This window comes from Nocardia ninae NBRC 108245 (assembly GCF_007990755.1).
GTDB lineage: Bacteria > Actinomycetota > Actinomycetes > Mycobacteriales > Mycobacteriaceae > Nocardia > Nocardia ninae.
This window is the reverse complement of the sequence record NZ_BJXA01000043.1, coordinates 47,844-70,875: the sequence shown is the minus strand read 5'-3', so window position 1 is coordinate 70,875 and position 23,032 is coordinate 47,844. Positions and strand designations below refer to the sequence as shown.

Below are 23,032 nucleotides of genomic sequence, written 5' to 3'. Positions count from 1 at the left end.
GCGCCGCTGCTGCGCGATCTCGGCACCGCCTACCGGGCACGGCACAGCGGACACGCACCGGGGTGGCCACCGCTACCCGTGCAATACATCGACTACACGCTGTGGCAGCGCGAATACCTGGGCGACCCCGCCGATCCCGCCAGTATCAGCGCCGCCCAATTCGATTACTGGCGTACGGAACTGGCCGGTCTACCGGAGTTGATCCAACTGCCCACCGACCGGCCGCGCCCACGGGCGCTGTCCTATCGCGGTGACGCCGTCGAGCTCGTCATCGGCGCGGAGTCGCGGCGCCGGGTGGCGGAACTGGCCCGTGCGGCAGGTGCGACGCCGTCGATGGTGCTGCAAGCGGCCTTGGCGGTGTTGCTGTTCAAACTCGGTGCGGGCGAGGATGTCTCGATCGGCTCCGCGATCGCGGGCCGTACCGATGACGCACTCGACGAGCTGGTCGGCTGCTTCATCAACAGCTGGGTCCTGCGGACCAGGGTCGAACCGACGGCCTCGTTCGACGACGTGCTGAGCCAGGTGCGCGGCAAAGCCCTTGCCGCGTACGCCAATCAAGAGCTGCCCTTCGAGCTGCTGGTCGAGCTGTTGAACCCGGCGCGATCGGCGGCTCATCACCCGCTGTTCCAGGTCGGCCTCGCCTTCCAGAACAACACCTGGCCGACCCTGGATCTCGGCGGTGCCGCGACGACCCCTGCCTTCGTGTCCACCGGCACCTCCCGATTCGACCTGTTCTTCAGTCTCGCCGACACACCGGGCACCGCAGGGTGGGCCGGGTTCGTCGAATACGCGACGGACCTGTTCGACCGGGAAACGGTGCAGTCCATGGCGGCACGGTTCGTGCGGGTGCTGCAGCTGCTGACGACCGATCCTGCCGCCACGGTCGGGTCGGTGGACGCGCTGGACGCGGCCGAGCGGCACCGGGTGCTGCACGCCTGGAACGACACCTCGGTAGACCAGGACGCCGAGGTCACCTTGGTGCGCCTGCTGGAGGCGCGGGCGCGGGTGTCCGGCGATGCGGTGGCGATGGTGTTCGAGGACGCCGAGCTGTCCTACCGCGAGTTGCATGCTCGCGCGAATGTGCTGGCGCGGGCCTTGGTCGCGCGTGGGGTGGGACCGGACCGTGTTGTGGCGGTGGCACTTTCCCGGTCGCCGGAGTTGATCGTGGCACTGCTGGCGGTGCTCAAAGCCGGTGGTGCGTATCTGCCGGTGGATCCGGGTTACCCGGCGGAGCGGCTGGCGTTCATGCTGGCCGATGCCGCACCGGTCGTGGTGGTGACCGACCACGCCACCGCTGACGCGTTGCCGGATACCGTGGTGTCCCGTCTGTTCATGGACGAACCGGAGACCTACAACGCTTATCCGGCAGGCGATCTCACCGCTGCCGACCGGAGTGCGCCGCTGCGGCCGGACAATCTGGCATATCTGATCTACACCTCCGGATCCACCGGCACCCCCAAAGGTGTTGCCGTCACCCAGCACAACATCGTGGCGTTCCGGACGAGACCGGACCGGCAGCTCGGTGCGCGGACCACCACGCTGTTCCAGGCGTCCATCGCTTTCGACTCGTCGGGCTTCGAGATCTGGCAGCCGTTGGTGCTGGGTGGGCACCTGGTGATCGCGCCACCCGGTCGCAGCGATGTGGCCGGTCTGAGCACGTTGATACACGACCGGCGGGTGACCTCCGCGGTCTTCACCCCGCGGTTGTTCGAGGCTCTCGTCGACCACTCCATCGACACGATCGCGACCCTCGGGCACATTCGGACCGGTGGTGAAGCGGTCTCCGCCGAGGTGTTCGATCGGGCGACCCGTTCGGCCCCGGCGACGACAGTGGTGCAGGTATACGGGCCGACCGAGACCACGGTGTTCTGCACCGAGTACGAGGCGAACGGCGAACGCCGACTCGACGGCTCGGTGCCGATCGGGGTACCGGTGGCCAATTCGCGCGTGTTCGTGCTGGACGGCTGGTTGCGGCCGGTGCCGGTCGGGGTGCCCGGTGCGCTGTATGTGGCAGGGGCGCAGTTGGCGCGGGGGTATCACGGCAGGCCGGGTCTGACGGCGTCGCGGTTCGTCGCCGATCCGTTCGGTGCGCCCGGCGAGCGGCTGTATTGGACCGGTGACGTGGCGCGGTGGACTCGGGCCGGGCTGCTCGAGTTCGTGGGCCGGGTGGACGATCAGGTGAAGATCCGCGGGCATCGGGTCGAGCCGGGTGAGGTCGAGGCGGTGCTGGCCGCCCACCCTGCGGTGGCGCGGGTACTGGTCGATGCGCGCGAACTGGCCGGCGGCTCGGGCAAGCAACTGGTGGGTTATGTAGTACTCGACAGCGGTGTTCGCGACGACGCCATCGATGCGGCAGGCCTGCGGCGGTATGTGGCGGATCGGTTGCCGGAGTTCATGGTTCCGGCCGCGGTGGTGGTCGTCGAGGGGCTCCCGTTGCTGGTCAGCGGGAAGGTGGATCGGCGAGCGCTGCCGGATCCGGAATTCGTGTCCACGGCCGAGTACCGGGCCCCGCGGGACGACCGCGAGCAGCTGCTGGCCGAGCTGTTCGGGGAGGTGCTCGACCTGGCGCGGGTCGGTATCGATGACGACTTCTTCGACCTCGGCGGGCATTCGCTGCTGGCGACCCGGTTGGTCAGCCGGGTTCGCGGCGTGCTCGGCGTCGAGGTGCCGATCCGGATGGTGTTCGAGGCGCCCACCGTGGCGGCGCTGGTGACCCGGCTGGACGACGGCGCGCGGGTGCGGCCCGCGCTCGTCGCGGGACCGCGTCCGGATCGGGTGCCGTTGTCGTTCGCGCAGCGGCGGTTGTGGTTCCTGTATCGGTACGAGGGGCCGTCGGCGACCTACAACATGCCCATGGGCGTGCGGTTGACCGGTGCGCTGGATGTGCGCGCGTTGACCGTGGCGGTCGAGGACGTGGTGGCGCGGCACGAGAGTCTGCGAACGGTGTTCACCGAGATCGACGGGGTCCCGGTGCAGCAGGTGCTCGATATCGATGCCGCCGCGGTGCCGGTGCTGGTGTCGGAGGTAGTGAGCGGCGAGCTCGGGACCCGGGCGGCCGAGGCGTCGCGATACGGGTTCGACCTGGCCTCGGAGATTCCGCTGCGCGTCAGCGTGTTCCGCTGTGGGCCTACGGAATTCGTCTTGCTGCTGGTGGTGCACCATATCGCCGGGGACGGCTGGTCGCTGGCACCGCTGATCCGGGATCTGGTGTCCGCGTACACCGCTCGATCGCGCGAGGCCGCGCCGGCGTGGTCATCGTTGCCGGTGCAGTACGTGGATTACACGCTGTGGCAGCAGGAGTTGCTCGGCTCGGAGTCCGATCCCGACAGTCTGTTGTCGCGGCAGTTGGCGTACTGGCGCGGGGAACTGGCGGGAATTCCCGAACAGGTGCAGCTGCCGACCGATCGGCCGCGACCTCGGGTCGCCTCCTACCGTGGCGACACGGTGCCGTTGCGGATCGATGCCTGGACCCGGGGGCTGGTCGAGCAGCTGGCGCGCCGGGAGGACACCACCGTGTCGATGGTGTTGCAGGCCGGGTTGGCGGTGTTGCTGTCGAAGTTGGGTGCGGGGCAGGATATTCCGATCGGCTCGCCGATCGCCGGTCGTACCGATGAGGCGTTGTCGGAGCTGGTCGGCTTCTTCGTCAACACCTGGGTACTGCGCACGACCCTGACGCCGACCGCCTCGTTCACCGAGATCTTGGCTCAGGTGAAGCGGAAAGCGCTGGCGGCCTACGAGAATCAAGACGCACCATTCGAGTTGCTGGTCGAGCTGTTGAACCCGGTGCGGTCGCCTGCGCATCATCCGCTGTTCCAAGTCGCACTGGCCTTCCAGAACAACGCACTGCCGACCGTTGATCTCCCGGGCATCGAGGTCACGCCCTTCTTCGTCGCACCGGACACAGCTCGATTCGACCTGGGGTTCACCCTCGGGGCGGACGACCGCAGCGACGCGCTACCGGGTGGGGCCGGGTTCACCGGCGTCGTGGAGTACGCGACGGACCTGTTCGATCGGGGGACCGTCGAGTCGATCGTGGCGCGGTTCGTGCGGTTGCTCCATCTGCTGGTGGCCGACCCCGACCGCGCAGTCGCGTCGGTCGAGGTGCTCGACGAGTCCGAGCGCCTGCGGATCCTGCACGCCTGGAACGACAATGAGATCGAGCTGGACGCCGGGGCCACGCTGGTGAGCCTGCTGGAACCCCAGGCGCGCGCCGATGCGGTGGCCGTGGTGTTCGAGGGTGTCGAGCTCACCCACCGAGAGCTGCATGCTCGGGCGAACGTGCTGGCGCGGACGCTGATCGCACGCGGCGTGCGGCCGGACCGGGTGGTGGCGGTGGCGCTTGCGCGGTCGCCGGAGTTGATCGTCACGTTGCTGGCGGTGCTGAAGGCCGGCGGTGCGTACTTGCCGGTGGATCCGAGCTACCCGGCGGAGCGGTTGGCATTCATGTTCACCGATGCCGCGCCGGTCGTGGTGGTCACCGACCGCGCGACCGCCGATCTGCTTCCCGATACTCCGGTGCCACGTTTGTTCGTGGACGAATCCGACACCTACAGTTCCTGCACGGCAACCGATCGCACCGACGCCGATCGGCCGGCGCCGCTGCGCCCCGGGAACTCGGCGTATCTCATGTACACCTCCGGATCCACCGGCACCCCCAAAGGTGTCGTCATCACGCACCGCAATGTGGTGAACCTCTGCCGCCAAGCGTGGTCGTTCGGGTCTGCTGCTCGGACCCTGGTGCACTCGACAGTGGCGTTCGACGGCTCCACCTATGAGATCTGGCCGACCTTGGCCTGCGGTGGCACGTTGGTCCTTGCCGGCCAGCATCGTTCGGACGCCGCGGAGATGCTGCGATTGATCCAGGCCGAGCGCGTGACACGGATGTTCGCGACCCCGGCTCTGTTGCCCTTGCTGGTGGAGTCCGCGCAGCCCCTGCGCGGCAACCCGTTCGAAACCCTGCAACATCTGATCACCGGTGGCGCTGTGCTTTCCGCCGCGGCCGTGCACGCGCTGCGCGCCATCGGCCCCGATGTCGAGGTCGTCAATGGGTACGGGCCCACCGAAACCACGGTCTTCGCGACCTCCGCCGTGGCTTCCGGTGTCGCAGTGCACGAGTCGGTGCCGATCGGCTCGCCACTGGCGAATCTGCGGGCCTATGTGCTGGATTCGGGGTTGTGCCCGGTTCCAGCCGGGGTGACCGGTGAGTTGTATGTCGCCGGTGCGCAATTGGCGCGCGGGTATCACGACCGACCGGGGTTGACGGCGGCGCGGTTCGTGGCCGATCCGTTCGGCGCGGCCGGTGCGCGCCTGTATCGCACCGGTGATCTGGCGCGGTGGACGTCTTCGGGTGTGCTGGAGTTCGTGGGCCGGGCGGATGATCAGGTGAAGATCCGCGGGCATCGAGTCGAACCGGGCGAGATCGAAACCGTGCTGCTGGCGCATCCAGGGGTGTCGCAGGCGGTGGTCGATGCCCGTGCGTCGGCCGTCGGCTCGGATAAGCAGCTGGTCGGGTATGTGCAGCTCGACCGCGCCGACGGTACGGATCCGGCCGAGCTGCGGCGGTTCGCGGCGGACCGGTTGCCGGAGTTCATGGTTCCGGCCGCGGTGGTGGTCGTCGAGCAGCTCCCGTTGACGGCCAGCGGGAAGGTGGATCGGGCGGCACTGCCGGATCCGGAGTTCGTGTCCACCGCCGAGTACCGGGCTCCGCGCACCGAACAGGAAAAGGCCCTGGTGGATCTGTACGCCGAGGTGCTCGGCGTGGCGCGGGTCGGTATCGATGACAACTTCTTCGATCTCGGCGGGCATTCGCTGCTGGCGACTCGGCTGGTGAGCCGGGTTCGGGCGGTGCTCGGCGTCGAGGTGCCGATTCGGGTGGTGTTCGAGGCGCCGACACCGGCGGAGCTGACCGGGCATCTCGATATCGAGGTCCGGCTGCGGCCCGCCGTGGTGGCGGTGCCGCGTCCGGAGCGGGTGCCGTTGTCGTTCGCGCAGCAGCGGTTGTGGTTCCTGTATCGGTACGAGGGGCCGTCGGCGACCTACAACATGCCGATGGGTGTGCGGTTGTCGGGCACGGTGGATGTGACCGCGTTGACCGCCGCGGTCGAGGACGTGGTGGCGCGCCACGAGAGCTTGCGCACGGTGTTCACCGAGATCGGCGGTGTGCCGGTGCAGCAGGTGCTCGCGGTCGACCAGGTCGCGGTACCGGTGTCGGTCGACGACATCGATGCGGCGGAGGTGACGGCAGCGCTGGTGCAGGCGGCGCGGTACGGGTTCGATCTGGCCTCGGAGATTCCGGTGCGGGTGAGTGTGTTCCGTTGCGCACCTGGAGAATTCGTCATGTCGCTGCTGGTGCACCATATTGCCGGGGACGGCTGGTCGCTTGCGCCGCTGTTCCGGGATCTGGTGACCGCCTACACCGCTCGATCGCAGGGGTCGGCTCCGGACTGGGTGCCGTTGCCGGTGCAGTACGTGGATTACACGCTGTGGCAGCACGAGTTGCTGGGGGATCGGCAGGATCCGGAGTCGTTGATTTCGCGGCAGTTCGACTACTGGCGTAGCGAGTTGGCCGGCCTGCCCGCGGTATTGCGGTTGCCGACGGATCGGCCGCGTCCACCGGTGGCTTCCTATCGCGGCGACATGGTGGCGTTGGCGATCGATGCCCGGACTCGCACCCTGGTGGAACGGTGGGCGCGCCGGGAAGACGCCACGGCCTCGATGGTGTTGCAAGCCGCGCTGAGTGTGCTGCTGCATCGGCTCGGCGCAGGCGAGGACATCCCGATCGGCACACCCATCGCCGGTCGCACCGATGCGGCGCTGTCCGATCTGATCGGGTTCTTCGTCAACACCTGGGTGCTGCGCACCGCGGTGACCCCGCACCTGTCGTTCACCGAACTGCTGCACCAGGTTCGGGGGAAGGCGTTGGCGGCCTACGAGCATCAGGATGTGCCGTTCGAGCTGCTGGTGGAGCTGCTCCATCCGGTGCGGTCGCCCGCGCATCATCCGCTGTTCCAGGTGTCGTTCGCCTTCCAGAACAACGAATTGCCGGATCTGCGGCTGTCCGAACCGCGGATCGAGAGTGTCGCGGTCCCGACGGGCACGTCCCGGTTCGACCTGCTGTTCAGTCTCGCGGACGCACCGGGGATCGCCGGGTGGAGCGGGTTCGTCGAGTATGCGACCGACCTGTTCGACCGGGAAACCGTCGAGTCGATGGTGGCCCGATTCGTGCGGGTGCTGGATCAGCTCGCCACCGATCCGGCTGTCACGGTTGGGGCGGTGGACGTGCTCGACGCGGCCGAGCGCCGCCGAATCCTGCACGCCTGGAACGACACCCAGGTCGAGGTCGATGCCGCGGCCACGGTGGTCGAGCTGCTGGAGACTCGGAGGCGGGTGTCGCCGGACGCCGTGGCCGTGGTGTTCGAGGGCGTCGAGCTGACCTACGGTGCCCTGCATGCTCGGGCGGATGTGCTGGCACGGGTGTTGATCGCGCGTGGGGTGCGCCCCGACAGCGTCGTCGCGGTGGCGCTGCCACGCTCGGCGGAGTTGATCGTGGCCTTGCTGGCGGTCCTCAAAGCCGGTGGCGCGTATCTACCGGTGGATCCGAACTATCCGTCGGAGCGGTCGGCGTTCATGTTCGCCGACGCCGCACCGGTGCTGGTGATGACCGACCACGCCACCGTCGAGCTGTTGCCCGAGACCGCCGTGCCGTCACTGTTCTTGGACGAACCCGACACGTACCACACTTACGGGACAGGCGATCTCACCGTGGTCGATCGGCGGGCGCGGCTACAGCCGGACAACCTGGCCTACCTGATCTATACCTCCGGATCCACCGGGATCCCCAAAGGCGTTGCTGTCACGCACCATAACGTGGTCAGCGGTATCGCCGGAATCGTCGCGGCGATAGGCGAATTGACGTCGTCTCGGGTGCTGGCCAGTACCTCGACCGCCTTCGACGTCTCGGTGCTGGAGATCTTCGCGGTTCTGGCCGGCGGCGGCAGCCTGGAAGTAGTGCGCGACGTCCTGGTGCTGGCCGAGCGGGGCGCGTGGGCGGGCGGCGTCATCAGCACCGTGCCTTCCGCGTTCGCGGAAGTGCTGAACCACACCGACACCACGATCACCGCCGACACCATCGTCTTCGCCGGAGAACCGCTTACCGAGACCGTGGTCGAGCGCACGCGCGCGCTGATCCCGGACGTCCGGATCGTCAACGGTTACGGGCCTACCGAAACAACAGTGCTGGCGGCTGTTTTCCGGTTGTCGGGTACGGATGTCCCCGGCGCGGTGCCGATCGGCGAGCCGGTGGGGAATACGCGAGTGTTCGTGCTGGACAGCTTGTTGCAGCCGGTGCCCGCCGGTGTTCCTGGTGAGTTGTATGTTGCCGGTCCGCAATTGGCGCGCGGATATCACGATCGGCCGGGGTTGACGGCGAGCCGGTTCGTCGCCGACCCGTTCGGCGCGACCGGCGGGCGGCTGTATCGCACGGGTGATGTGGTGCGGTGGACTCGCTCCGGTGTGCTCGAGTTCGTCGGCCGGGTCGATGATCAGGTCAAGATCCGCGGTTTCCGGGTCGAGACCGGCGAGGTCGAATCCGTTCTGGTGCAGCATCCTTCGGTGTCACAAGCCGTGGTTGACGCGCGAGAGCTGGCCGGTGGCCTCGGCAAACAACTGGTCGGGTACGTCGTGCTCGACCACACCGGCGACGAGACCGGCGAGGGGGAACTCGTCGAGCAGTGGCGTCGGGTATACGACGACCTGTACTCCGGGGCCGAGCAGGAGACCGCCGCGGCAACCGTGGTGGAGTTCGGTGCGGACTTCAGCGGTTGGCACAGTAGCTATTCCGGGTCGCCGATCGCACTCGAGCAGATGCGGGAATGGCGTTCGGCGACGGTCGACCGGATCCGGCAGCTGGGGATCGGGCGGGTGCTCGAGATCGGTGTCGGCTCCGGTCTGCTGCTGTCGCAGTTGGCGCCGGACAGCCAGGAGTACTGGGCGACCGATCTGTCGGGCGCGACGGTGCGGGCGCTGGATACGCGATTGCGCGAGTCGGGGCAACCGTGGCGGGCGCGGGTCGTGCTGAGCGCCCGCGCCGCCGACGATGTCACGGGACTGCCCGAAGGCCACTTCGACACCGTCATCCTCAACTCTGTCGTCCAGTACTTCCCGGGGCCGGGGTATCTCCGCCGCGTCATCGAGCAGGTGTTGCCGCTGTTGGCGCCCGGCGGAGCCGTTTTCGTCGGTGACGTCCGCAATCTGACGATGCTCGAGGAATTCACCATCGGAGTGCAACTCGCGCAGGGCGGTGGGGACGACCCCGCCGCCGTCAGGGAGCGGGTGCGCAGAGCCATCTCCGCCGAGCAGGAACTGCTGCTCGCCCCGGAGTACTTCCACGCGCTGGCCGGGGGACTCCCCGAAATCGGCGCGGTCGCTGTCGAACTCAAACGCGGGCTCGCCGTCAACGAGTTGACCCGCTACCGCTACGACGTCGTGTTGCGCCGAACTCCGGCCCCCGCAGTCTCGTTCACCGACGCCCCGAGCGTCCGGTACACCGACCTCGACGCTGTCGAACACCGACTGCGGACCGAACAAGTCGACCGCCTTCGCGTCATCGGCATTCCGCACGTCGGGCTGGTGGAAGAAGTCATTGCCGCGCAACGGATTCGAGCCGGTCAGCCGGTGCCTGCGCGGCCTGGCCTGCTCGGTCGCGAAAAGCCGACGGATGCGCTGCTGCCCGAAGACCTGTACCGGCTGGGTGAGCGGCTGGGTTTACGCACCGCGGTGACCTGGTCGGCGGAGCGGGCCGACGGTATGGACGTGGTGTTCGCCGATCCCTCGATCATGCACGGCAAACACCTGACCGACGTCTATCGGGCAACGGCGGTGCAGGATGCCGACAGATATGCCAACAATCCGCGGGCCGGTCTGCTGAGCGCCGATGTGCGCCGGCTCGTGGCGGATCGGTTGCCGGAGTTCATGGTTCCCGCAGTGGTAGTGGTGCTGGACGCGGTGCCGTTGACCGCGAGCGGCAAGCTGGATCGGCGGGCGCTGCCGGATCCGGAGTTCGTGTCGACGGCCGAGTATCGGGCCCCGCGTGACGAACGCGAACAGGCGCTGGCGGAGCTGTTCGCCGAGGTGCTCGGCCTCGCGCAGGTGGGTATCGATGACAGCTTCTTCGATCTGGGCGGGCATTCGCTGCTGGCGACCCGATTGGTCAGCCGGATCCGGACGGTACTCGGGGTGGAGGTGCCGATTCGGCAGCTCTTCGAGGTTCCCACGGTCGCCGAACTGGTGCCGCGGCTCGACGATGGCGCGCGCGTACGTCCCGCGGTGGTGGCGGTGCGGCGGCCCGCGCAGGTGCCGTTGTCGTTCGCGCAGCAGCGGTTGTGGTTCCTGCATCAGCTGGAGGGGCGGTCGGCGACCTACAACATGCCGAGCGCGCTGCGGTTGACCGGTGCACTGGATGTGTCGGCGTTGCGGGCCGCGGTGGCCGACGTGGTCGGTCGGCACGAGGCGTTGCGCACGGTGTTCCCGGACGTGGCGGGTGTGCCGGTCCAGCAGATCGTGCCGATCGACGACATCGAGGTGCCGGTGTCGGTCGATGACATCGATGCGGCGGAGCTGCGGGCGGCGCTGGTGCGGGCCGCGGGGTACGGGTTCGAGCTGGCCGGTGAGATACCCGTGCGGATCAACGTGTTCCGTTGTGCGGCCGAAGAATTCGTGGTGCTGCTGTTGGTGCATCACATCGCTGGAGACGGCTGGTCGCTCGCGCCGCTGGCGCGGGATCTGGTCACGGCGTACACCGCTCGGTCGCGGGGCGCGGCGCCCGGCTGGCAGCCGTTGCCGGTGCAGTACGCGGACTACGCGTTGTGGCAGCACGGCCTGCTGGGGTCGGCGTCCGATTCGGACAGCGTGTTGTCGCGGCAATCGGCGTACTGGCGCGCGGAGCTGGCGGGGATTCCCGAACAGGTGCAGCTGCCGACCGACCGGCCCCGGCCGCGTGTCGCCTCCTACCGTGGTGACACGGTCCCGATGTCGATCGACGCCCGGACCCGGACGCTGGTCGAGCAGCTGGCTCGCCGGCACGGCGCGACGGTATCGATGGTGCTGCAAGCCGGGTTGAGCGTGCTGCTGCATCGGCTCGGCGCAGGCGAGGACATCCCGATCGGCACACCGATCGCCGGTCGTACCGATGCGGCGCTGTCCGATCTCGTCGGGTTCTTCGTCAACACCTGGGTGCTCCGCACCACCGTCACCCCGCACCTGACGTTCGCCGACCTGGTCGAGCAGGTTCGCGGAAAAGCGTTGCACGCCTACGAGAACCAGGACGTCCCGTTCGAGCTGCTCGTGGAGTTGCTGAACCCGGTCCGGTCACCAGCGCATCATCCGCTGTTCCAGGTCTCGCTCGGTTTCCAGAACACCGAGTTGCCGGATCTGCGGTTGCCGCACGCGCGGATCGAAGGGATCGAGATCCCCACCGGTACGGCCCGTTTCGACCTGTTCTTCAACATCTCGGACGCACCCGGCGCTACCGGGTGGGCCGGGTCCGTCGAGTACGCCACCGATCTGTTCGATCGGGACACCGTCGAAGCGATGGCGGCGCGGTTCGTGCGTGTGCTGGATCTGCTGGCGACCGATCCGGACACGGCGGTGGGGTCGGTGGATGTGCTGGCTGCGTCCGAGCGGTCGCTGGTGTTGCAGGCTCGGCACGACACCGCGGTCGAGGTCGAAGCCGGGGCCACGCTGGTGGATCTGCTGGAGGCCCGGATGCGCGAGTCGGGCGATGCGGTGGCGGTGGTGTTCGAGGAGATCGAGCTGACCTACCGAGAGCTGCATGTTCGGGCGAACAGGTTGGCGCGTGCGCTGATCGCGCAGGGCGTGGCTCCCGACAGTGTCGTGGCGGTCGCCCTCGCGCGCTCGGCGGATTTGATCGTCGCGCTGCTGGCGGTGCTGAAAGCCGGTGGTGCGTACTTGCCGGTGGATCCGGACTATCCGTCGGATCGGTTGGCGTTCGTGCTCGCCGACGCCGCACCGGCGGCGGTGGTGACCGACCGCGCCACCGTGCAGCTGTTGCCCGCCACGGCGGTGCCGAGCCTGATCCTGGATGACACCGATAACGCCTACCCGGCAGGGGATCCGACCGACGCCGATCGCAGTGCCCCGCTGCGGCCGGAGAATCTGGCGTATCTGATCTATACCTCCGGGTCCACCGGGGTTCCCAAAGGTGTTGCCGTTACGCACCACAACGTGGTCAGCAGTATCGCTGGGATGGTGCCTCTGCTGGGCGCGGGCAGCGCGTCCCGCGTATTGGCCAGTACCTCGACGGCTTTCGACGTATCGGTACTGGAGATCTTCGCCGTCTTGGCCAGTGGAGGCAGCGTGGAGGTGGTCCGCGATGTCCTGGTTCTCGCGGAGCGGGGTTCGTGGACGGGCGGCGTGATCAGTACGGTGCCTTCGGCTTTCGTCGAGGTGCTGCAGCTGACCGAGGCGAAGATCGCCGCTGACGTCGTGGTGTTCGCCGGGGAGCCGCTGACTCGCTCGGTCGCGGAACGCACCCGTGCTCTCATCCCGGACGTGCAGATCATCAACGGTTACGGACCCACCGAGGCAACGGTTTTGGCGGCGGCATTCCCGGTAGCGCAAGGCGAGGGCGCGGTACCGATCGGCGAGCCGGTCGGGAATACGCGACTGTTCGTGCTGGACGGGTGGTTGCAGCCGGTGCCGATCGGTGTCCCGGGTGAGTTGTATGTGGCCGGTTCGCAATTGGCGCGTGGCTATCATGATCGCGCTGCGCTGACTGCCGCGCGGTTCGTCGCCGATCCGTTCGGTGCGACCGGTGCCCGGCTGTATCGGACGGGGGATCTGGTGCGGTGGACTCGCGCCGGTGTGCTCGAGTTCGTCGGCCGAGTCGATGATCAGGTGAAGATCCGTGGGCACCGCGTCGAACTCGGTGAGATCGAAACCGTGCTGATGCACCATCCTTCGGTGTCGCAAGCGGTGGTCGATGCCCGCGAGCCGGCCGGTGAATCCGGTAAGCGGCTGGTCGGGTACGTGGTGCTCGACGGTGCCGGGGACGCGGTGGACGCGGTCGGGCTCCGCCGGTTCGTGGCGGATCGGTTGCCGGAGTTCATGGTTCCGGCGGCCGTGCTGATCCTGGACGCGGTGCCGCTGACGGCGAACGGCAAGCTGGATCGGCGCGCGTTGCCGGAGCCGGAGTTCGTGTCCGCCGTGGCATATCGGGCGCCGCGGGACGAGCGCGAGCGCGTCTTGGCCGGTCTGTTCGCCGAGGTGCTCGGCCGGAAACAGGTCGGCATCGACGACAACTTCTTCGACCTGGGCGGGCATTCGCTGCTGGCGACCCGATTGGTCAGCCGGATCCGGCTCGCGCTCGCGGTGGACGTGCCGATCCGGCAGCTGTTCGAGGCGCCCAGCGTCGCAGAACTAGCGGTCAGGTGCTCGGCGATGGCGACATCCCGGCGTCCTGCCCTACGCAAGATGAACCGAGAGGCCTTCTGATGATCCCGTTGTCGTTCGCGCAGCAGCGCCTGTGGTTCCTGCACCGGTACGAAGGGCCATCGGCCACCTACAACATGCCGATGAGTGTGCGACTGACGGGTGTGGTGGACGTGGCCGCGTTGCGCGCGGCGGTCGAGGACGTCGTGGGCAGGCACGAAAGCCTGCGCACCGTGTTCGCCGAGATCGACGGCGTGCCGGGCCAGCGGGTGCTCGACATCGACGAGGTGGCGCTGCCGGTGTCGATCGACGATGTCGACGGGTCGGACGTGCCTGCGGCGCTGATGCGGGCGGCACAGTACGGATTCGATCTGACCTCGGAGATTCCGTTGCGGGTCAACGTGTTCCGCAGCGGGCCCGACGAGTGCGTGGTGCTGCTGGTGGTGCACCACATCGCCGGTGACGGGTGGTCGCTGGCGCCGCTGATGCGTGATCTGTCCCAGGCATACGCGGCCCGGTCGGCGGGCCGGGCTCCGGGGTGGGCGCCGCTGCCGGTGCAGTACGTGGACTACACGTTGTGGCAGCGCGAGCTGCTGGGGGATCGGGCGGACCCCGAGTCGTTGATTTCCCGGCAGTTCGACTACTGGCGTACGGAATTGGCGGGATTGCCCGCGGTCCTGCCGCTGCCGACGGATCGGCCGCGCCCGCCGGTGGCTTCCTATCGCGGCGACGTGGTGGCGTTGCAGATCGACGCGCGCACGCGCTGCTCGGTAGAGCGGCTGGCGCGCCGGGACGGGACTACCGTCTCGATGGTGTTGCAGGCCGCGTTGGCGGTGCTGCTCTCGAAACTGGGTGCCGGACAGGATATTCTGATCGGCACACCCATCGCCGGTCGTACCGAAGAGGCCCTGTCCGATCTGGTCGGGTTCTTCGTCAACACCTGGGTGCTGCGGGCCACGGTCACGCCGGCCATGTCGTGCACCGAACTGCTCGAACAGGTTCGGGAAAAGGCCTTGGCGGCCTATGAGAATCAGGACGCGCCGTTCGAGTTACTGGTGGAGTTGTTGCATCCGGTGCGGTCGCCCGGGCATCATCCACTGTTCCAGGTGTCCTTGGCCTTTCAGAACAATGAGCTGCCGGACCTGCGGTTGGCGCAAGCGCGGATCGAGAGTGTCGCGGTCGCGACGGGTACGGCGCGGTTCGACCTGTTCTTCAGCATTGCCGATGCCGCCGGATCCGACAGCGGATGGAGCGGGTTCATCGAGTACGCCACCGATCTGTTCGATCGGGCGACCGTCGAAGCGCTGGCGGCGCGATTCGTCCGGGTACTGGAACAGCTTGCCGCTGATCCCGCGGTGACCGTCGGGGCTGTCGAGCTGCTCGACGCGGCTGAGCGGCAACGGATCGTGCAGGTCTGGAACGACACGGCCGTCGCGGTGCCGCACCGGACGGTGCCGGAGTTGTTCGGAGTTCAGGCCGTTCGAACGCCGGACGCGGTCGCTGTGGTGTGCGGTGCGCTGGAATTGACCTATCGGGAACTCGACGTCCAGGCCGATCATCTTGCCCAAGAGCTGATTCGGCGTGGCGTAGGGCCGGACTGCGTGGTCGCGGTGGCGTTACCGCGATCGGCGGAGTTGCTGGTGGCGTTGCTGGGGGTCTTGAAGGCCGGTGGCGCGTATCTGCCGTTGGACGTGGAGTATCCGGTCGAACGGCTGGAATTCATGCTCGCCGACGCCGCACCGGTCGTGCTGATCACCGATGCGGCATCGGCGGAAACCCTGCCCGACAGCGGGATTCCCCGGCTGTTCATCGATCGATCCGCGATCAGCCGCACCGATACCGGCCAGCCCGACATCGTCGGCACGTTGCACGGCCACAACCTGGCCTACCTGATCTATACCTCCGGCTCCACCGGCATCCCGAAAGGCGTTACCACCACCCACCGCAATCTGGTGAATCTGGCGCGCCAAGCGTGGTCGATCGGGCCCGGCGACCGGACACTGGTGCACTCGTCGATCGCGTTCGACGGCTCCACCTACGAGATCTGGCCGACCTTGGCCGGTGGCGGCACGCTGGTGCTGGCCGAGCAGCAGCGTTCGGATATCGCGGAGATGGCGCGGCTGATCCAGGCCCATCGCGTGACCCGGATGTTCACCACCCCGGCGCTGCTGCCCGCGCTGGTGGAGTACGCGCAGTCGTTGCGGGACAACCCTTTCGACCCGCTGCGCCAGCTGATCGCGGGCGGGTCCGTGCTTTCCCCCTCGGTTGTCCGCGCTGTGCATGCCGTCCATCCGGACGTCGAGGTGGTCAACGGGTATGGGCCGACGGAGACGACAGTGTTCGCCACCCTGTGCGCCGCCTCCGACGGCCAGGCCGGTGCGTCGGTGCCGATCGGTTCGCCGTTGTCGAATGTGCGGGCCTATGTGCTGGATTCGGGGCTGTCGCCGGTGCCGATCGGGGTGGCCGGCGAGTTGTATGTGGGTGGTGCGCAATTGGCGCGCGGGTATCACGGCCGGGCCGGCCTGACCGCATCGCGGTTTGTCGCCGATCCCTTCGGCGCGGGCGGCGAGAGGTTGTATCGGACCGGCGATGTCGTGCGCTGGACTGCGTCGGGGGAGTTGGTTTTCGTCGGTCGGGTCGATGATCAGGTGAAGATTCGTGGGTTCCGCGTCGAGCCTGGTGAGATCGAATCGGTACTGGCCTCGCATCCGTTGGTGTCGCAGGCGGTGGTGGTCGCGCGTGCCGCGGGGGAGCTGGGTACACAGCTGGTGGGCTATGTAGTGCCCACCGACTCCGCCGATTCCGACACCGGCGAGGAAGAGCTGGTCGAGCAGTGGCGCCGTGTCTATGCGGACCTGTACGGGGGTGCCGAGTACGCCGAGTCCGCGCAGCAAGCCGGTTTCGGCGCGGACTTCAGCGGTTGGAACAGCAGCTATTCGGGGTCCGCGATCGCGATCGAGCAGATGCGGGAATGGCGGTCCGCGGTGGTGCGGCGCGTCCAGGGGCTGGGTCTGGGCCGGGTGCTGGAGATCGGCGTCGGCTCGGGGCTGTTGCTCGCGCAACTGGCGCCGGAATCCAAGGAGTACTGGGCCACCGACTTCGCACCGGCGACGATCGCGGAACTAGCACGCGGACTGAAGGATTCGGCAGCCGACTGGGTCGATCGCGTCTCGCTGAGCGTCCAGGCCGCAGACGATGTCACCGGGCTGCCCGAGAGCTACTTCGACACGATCGTCGTGAACTCGGTGGTGCAGTACTTCCCGAGCGAAGCCTATCTGCGCCGGGTCATCGAGCACGCGATGCGGTTGCTCGCCCCCGGTGGCGCCTTGTTCCTCGGCGACATCAGGAATCTCGCCCTGCTCGCGGAGTTCGCCACGGAGGTGGCGATCACCCGCGGTGGTAGCGATACCGCCGCCGGTGTCCAGGAACGAGCACGCCGCAGCATCTCCGCCGAGCAGGAGCTGCTGGTGGCACCGGAGTACTTCGCGGCCCTGAGCCGCGTCCTCGACGAGATCGCGGTGGTGGATGTCGAACTCAAGCGGGGGTTCGCGGTCAACGAGTTGACCCGATACCGCTATGACGTCGTGCTCCGGAAAGCTCCGGTGCAGGCATTGTCGGTGGCGGACGCACCACGCGTGCGATTCGTTGACCGTGCCGCAGTGGAATCCGTGCTGCGGGCGCACCGTGGTGGCCGGGTGCGGATCACCGACATCCCGCACGCCGGGCTGGTCGACGCGGTGGCGGCCACCCGCCGCATCCGAACGGGCGGGCCGGTGGCCGGCCAGGAAGGTCTGCTCGGCATCGAGTCGATACTGCCCGCAACCGCGGATCGGGTCGGCCTGCTGCCGGAGGATCTGCATATCCTGGGCCGGCGGCTGGGGTTCACCACCGCGGTCACCTGGTCGGCGCAACCGGACTGTATGGAAGCGGTATTCGTCGATGCCTCGATCGTCGACGGTGAACACATCACCGACGTGTTCACCGGGTCGGACTCACCGGTTGACCCGTCGCGGTATACCAGCAAACCGCACATCGGCCTGCTGACCGCCGGTCTGCGGCGGTTCGTGGCAGACCGGTTGCCGGAGTTCATGATTCCGGCCGCGGTGGTGGTATTGGACTCGATGCCGTTGACGGTGAACGGGAAGGTGGATCGGGCGGAGTTGCCGGATCCGGAGTTCGTGTCCGAGGCCGCGTACCGGGCTCCGCGCACCGAACGGGAACAGGCGCTGGCGGGCTTGTTCGCCGAGGTGCTCGGGGTGGCGCGGGTCGGTGTCGACGACAACTTCTTCGATCTCGGCGGGCATTCGCTGCTGGCGACTCGGCTGGTGAGCCGGGTTCGGGCGGTGCTCGGCGTCGAGGTGCCGATTCGGGTGGTGTTCGAGGCCCCCAGCCCGCGGCGCTGGCCGAACAACTCGACAGCGGTGCCAGAGTGCGGCCCGCGGTGCTGGCGGTGCGGCGACCGGAGCAGGTGCCGTTGTCGTTCGCGCAGCGGCGGTTGTGGTTCCTGCACCGCTACGAGGGCCCGTCGGCGACCTACAACATCCCGATCGCGCTACGGATGACCGGTGCGTTGGATGTGCCGGCGTTGCGAGCCGCGGTGGCCGATGTGGTCGGGCGGCACGAGGCGTTGCGCACGGTGTTCCCGGACGTGGCCGGGGTACCGGTGCAGCGGGTGCTCGATATCGATGCCGCTGTGGCGCCCGTGCTGGTCTCGGAGGTGGCGGACGACGAACTCGAAGCGAGAGCGGGTGAGGCGGCGCGCCACGGGTTCGACCTGGCTTCCGAGATTCCGGTGCGGGTGAGTGTGTTCCGTTGTGCACCTGAAGAATTCGTGCTGCTGCTCGTGGTGCACCATATCGCCGGGGATGGGTGGTCGTTGGCACCCTTGTTCCAGGATCTGGTGACCGCGTACACCGCTCGGTCACAGGGGTCGGCTCCGGACTGGGTGCCGTTGCCGGTGCAGTACGTGGACTACACGCTGTGGCAGCACGAGTTGCTGGGGGATCGGCAGGATCCGGAGTCGTTGATTTCGCGGCAGTTCGACTACTGGCGTAGCGAGTTGGCCGGGCTGCCCGCGGTGCTGCGATTGCCGACTGATCGGCCGCGGCCACCGGTCGCGACCTATCGCGGTGACACGGCCCCGCTGGAGATCGACGCGCGAACTCGCACACTGGTGGAACGGTTGGCGCGTCGAGAAGACACCACGGTCTCGATGGTGTTGCAGGCGGCTTTGGCGGTGCTGTTGTCGAAGCTGGGTGCGGGGCAGGATATTCCGATCGGTTCGCCGATCGCCGGGCGTACCGACGAGGCCCTGTCCGATCTGGTCGGGTTCTTCGTCAATACCTGGGTACTGCGCACGACCGTGCTGCCGACCGCGTCGTTCACCGAACTGCTGCACCAGGTTCGGGGGAAGGCGCTGGCGGCCTACGAGAATCAGGACGCGCCGTTCGAGCTGCTGGTCGAGTTGCTCCATCCGGTGCGATCGCCCGCGCACCATCCGCTGTTCCAGGTGTCGTTGGCCTTGCAGAACAATGAGCTGCCGGACCTGGGATTCCTGGGGGCACGGATCGAGCCCGTCGCGCTCGGCACGGGCACCGCGCGATTCGACCTGTTCTTCAACATCGTCGATACCCCGTCCGGGTCGGGCAGCGGGTGGGGCGGTTTCGTCGAATACGCGACGGACTTGTTCGACCGGGAAACCATCGACGCGATGGTGGCACGTTTCGGGCGGGTACTGCGTCAGCTCGCCGCCGACCCGGCGGTCACGGTCGGATCCGTCGAGATCCTGGATGAAGCCGAGCGCCGGCAGATCCTGCACGCCTGGAACGACACCGAAGCCCCGGTCGCGCACACGACGGTTCCCGAACTGTTCCGGTCCCAGGTGGCACGGACGCCGGACGGGCTCGCCGTGGTGTCCGGCGCGGTGACATTGACCTACCGGGAACTCGCCGCCTGGGCCGACAGCCTCGCCCACGAACTGATCGGGCGTGGAGTGCGTCCCGACGGTGTCGTCGCGGTAGCGCTGCCACGGTCGGCGGAGTTGATCGTGGCATTGCTGGCGGTGTTGCAGGCCGGTGGCGCCTATCTGCCGCTGGACCCGGAGTACCCGGTCGAACGACTGGAGTTCATGCTCGCCGATGCCGCGCCCGTCGTGCTGGTCACCGACGAGCCCACCGCGAAAGTTCTGCCCGGCAACGGAACCCAGCAGCTGCTCATGGGTCGCTACGAGACCGCCCGACCGGACGTCGGCCGACCCGATGTCGCCGGATTGCACGGCCACAACCTCGCCTACCTGATCTACACCTCCGGCTCCACCGGCATCCCCAAAGGCGTGACGATCACCCACCGCAACATGGTCAACCATGTCGGTGCGGCAGTGACGCGGCTCGGTGCCGAAGGACTGTCCCGGGTATTGGCAAGTACCTCAACGGCATTCGACGTCTCCGTCGTCGAGATCTTCGCACCACTGTGCGCAGGCGGGACCGTCGACGTGGTCCGTGACGTACTGGTGCTCGCCGAGCAGGACAACTGGTCCGGCAGCATGATCAGCACGGTGCCTTCGGCGTTCGCGGAAGTACTGAACCACACCGACACCACCATCGACGCCGGCACCATCATCTTCGCCGGCGAGCCGCTGACCGCGGCGGTGGTCGAACGTACGCGCGCTCGCATCCCGGGCGTCGAGGTCGTCAACGGATACGGTCCGACGGAGACAACGGTGTTCGCGGCCATGGCCGTGGCATCCGCCGTCTCGGTGGGCGCAGCGCTGCCGATCGGCTCGCCGCTGCCGAATCTGCGCGCCTACGTGCTGGATTCGGGGTTGTCGCCGGTTCCGGTCGGAGTAGCCGGTGAGTTGTATGTGGGCGGTGCGCAATTGGCGCGCGGGTATCACGGCCGCCCGGGTTTGACGGCGGCCCGGTTTGTCGCCGATCCGTTCAACTCGACGGGTGAACGGTTGTATCGGACAGGCGATCTGGTGCGGTGGGCCCGGACGGGTGTGCTCGAGTTCGTCGGTCGGGCCGATGACCAGGTGAAGATCCGTGGGTTCCGAGTCGAGCCGGGCGAGATCGAATCAGTGCTGGTGTCGCATCCGTTGGTCGCGCAGGCGGTGGTGGTCGCGCGTGATGCGGGGGAGTTGGGCAAGCAGCTGGTCGGTTACGTCGTGCCCGCCGAGACCGCCGCCGCCGGAGGCGTTTCCACCTCCGATGCGGACGCCGTCCACGGTGAGAGCGAGCTGGTCGAGCAGTGGCGCCGGGTGTACGAGGACTTGTATGCCGAGTCCGGGCAGCAGGCCGACTTCGGTGCGGACTTCAGCGGCTGGAACAGCAGCTATTCCGGGTCCGCTATCGCGATCGAGCAGATGCGGGAATGGCGGTCACACACGGTGCGGCGGATCCGGGAGCTCGGCGCGGGACGTGTGCTCGAGATCGGTGTCGGCTCGGGGTTGCTGCTGGCGGAGCTGGCACCGGAGAGCAAGGAGTACTGGGCTACCGACTTCTCTGCTGCGACGATCGCGGAATTGGCACGGCGACTGCGAGATTCAGGCGCCGACTGGATCGATCGGGTCTCTTTGCGTGTGCAAGGCGCTGATGATGTCACCGGGCTGGTCGAGAACTCCTTCGACACGGTGGTGCTGAACTCGGTGGTGCAGTACTTCCCGAGCGAGACGTATCTGCGGCGGGTCATCGGGCACGCGTTGCGGTTGCTGGCGCCCGGTGGGGCTTTGTTCCTCGGCGACATCAGGAACCTCGCGCTCGTAGAGGAGTTCGCCACGGGGGTGGCGATCGCGCGCGGCAGTGGTGACGACGACCCCGGCACGACGTGGGAACGGGTGCGCCGCAGCATCGCTGCCGAACAGGAGCTGCTGGTGGCTCCCGAGTACTTCCAGGCGCTGGCCGGTCTCGAAGACGAGATCGCGGTGGTGGACGTCGAGCTCAAACGGGGATGGGCAGTCAATGAGCTGACGCGGTACCGCTACGACGTCGTACTCCGGAAAGCCCCGGCGCAGGCGATATCCGTGGCAGCCGCGCCGCACGTCGGGTTCTCCGATTGCGACTCGCTGGAAGCCGTCCTGCACGCCCACCGCGGCGGCTCGGTCCGGATCACCGACATCCCGCACGCGGGACTGGTCGACGACGTCGCTGCCGCGCGCTGCCTCCGGGCGGGCGAGCACGTCACCGGCGAGACCGGCCTGCTCGGCACCGAAACGATACTGCCCGAACCGGCGGATCGGGCCGGCGCAGCACTGCTTCCGGAGGACCTGCACGTGCTGGGCGAGCGGCTGGGATTCACCACCGCGGTCACCTGGTCGGCGCGACCGGATTGCATGGACGCGGTATTCATCGACCCCGTGATCACCGATGACGCACATCTCACCGAGGTATTCACCGCGCAGATCCCGGCAGCCGATCCGTCGCGATACACCAACAACCCATACAGCGGGCTCCTGGTCGCGGGCGTGCGCGCGTTCCTGCTGTCGCGGTTGCCGGAGTTCATGGTCCCGGCGGCGGTGCTGGTGCTGGAGCAGTTCCCGTTGACCGCCAACGGAAAGCTGGATCGAGCGGCGCTGCCGGATCCGGAATTCGTCGCCACCGCCGACTACCGGGCCCCGCGCACCGAACGGGAACAGACGCTGACCGCTCTGTACGCCGAGGTGCTCGGGCTGGCCCGGGTCGGCATCGACGACAACTTCTTCGACCTCGGCGGGCATTCGCTGCTGGTGACCCGGCTGGTCAGCCGGATCCGGGCGATCCTCGGCGTCGAGGTGCCGATCCAGGTGGTGTTCACCGCACCGACACCGGCGGAGCTGGCCGGACAACTCGACAACGAGCTGACCGCGTACCACTTCGATCCGGTGCTGATATTGAAGAGTTCCGGCTCGCGGAAACCGATCTGGTGCGCACCCCCGGGCGGCGGACACGGTTGGGGCTACCGGAAATTGGGCAGCCACCTACCCGACCGGCCCGTGTACGCCCTCCAATCGCGCGGCTTCGACGGCGAGCCGATGGCGACGTCGTTCGAGGAAATGGTGCACGATTACGTCGAGCAGATCCTGCTCGTGCAGGATGCCGGGCCGTTCCACCTGCTGGGCTGGTCCCACGGCGGTGCGGTGGCACACGCGGTGGCGGCCGAACTCGCACGTCGCGGGTTCGAAGTCGGATTCCTGGGGCTGTTGGACCCCCAACCCGCGCAATCCTCGGACGCACCCCCGGAAATCGACCAGGACGAGATGAAAGAAGCGTTCACGAGCTGGATGTCGGATCGGCTCGGCGATCAGCTGGCAGCGTCGCAGGTAGCCGAACTGACCGAGCGACTGGCCCGAATGATCACCAACAATATCGGGCTGTATCACCGATACGACTCACCATTCTTCTCCGGCGACGCCACAATATTCTGCGCGACCGTCGACGCAGACGGCAATTCGATCGCGGCGGCAACGGAGCACCTGACCCAGCTGTGGCGGCCACACCTCGGCGGCGTCATCGAGACATTCGAAGTCGCTCATCCCCACGCCGACTTCGACCGCGACGAACCGATGGCCGCCATCGGCCGCACGATGAAGACCCTCCTCGAATCCGCCGAGTAG

The 23,032-nt window shown here is 67.8% G+C and carries 3 protein-coding genes (1 of these 3 running past the window's edge); all 3 read left to right on the top strand.

Annotated features, from left to right (window positions below; translation table 11 throughout):
- Tightly spaced (each overlapping or abutting the next), the 3 genes in view from NN4_RS26970 to NN4_RS26960 form a layout consistent with a single transcriptional unit that may run on beyond the window.
- Positions 1-13,509: the 3' portion of a non-ribosomal peptide synthetase gene (locus NN4_RS26970; protein WP_147137138.1), read on the top strand. The gene continues 4,713 nt to the left of window position 1, outside the view; 13,509 of the gene's 18,222 nt are visible here — the last part of the coding sequence; the start codon falls outside the window, past its left edge; it ends in the stop codon at positions 13,507-13,509.
- The gene (locus NN4_RS46280) at positions 13,509-18,008 is read left to right on the top strand and encodes a non-ribosomal peptide synthetase (protein ID WP_147137135.1); all 4,500 of its coding nucleotides are present in this window, start codon (positions 13,509-13,511) and stop codon (positions 18,006-18,008) included. Before NN4_RS26970 ends, NN4_RS46280 begins: the two co-directional genes overlap by 1 nt.
- Complete coding sequence (locus NN4_RS26960) at positions 17,897-23,032, top strand: non-ribosomal peptide synthetase (RefSeq protein ID WP_147137132.1); 5,136 nt, start codon at positions 17,897-17,899, stop codon at positions 23,030-23,032. Before NN4_RS46280 ends, NN4_RS26960 begins: the two co-directional genes overlap by 112 nt.

What these genes read in the sequence shown, in the direction of transcription:
- NN4_RS46280 (WP_147137135.1), top strand. Translation starts at nt 13,509, where the DNA reads ATGATCCCGTTGTCGTTCGCGCAGCAGCGCCTGTGGTTCCTGCACCGG.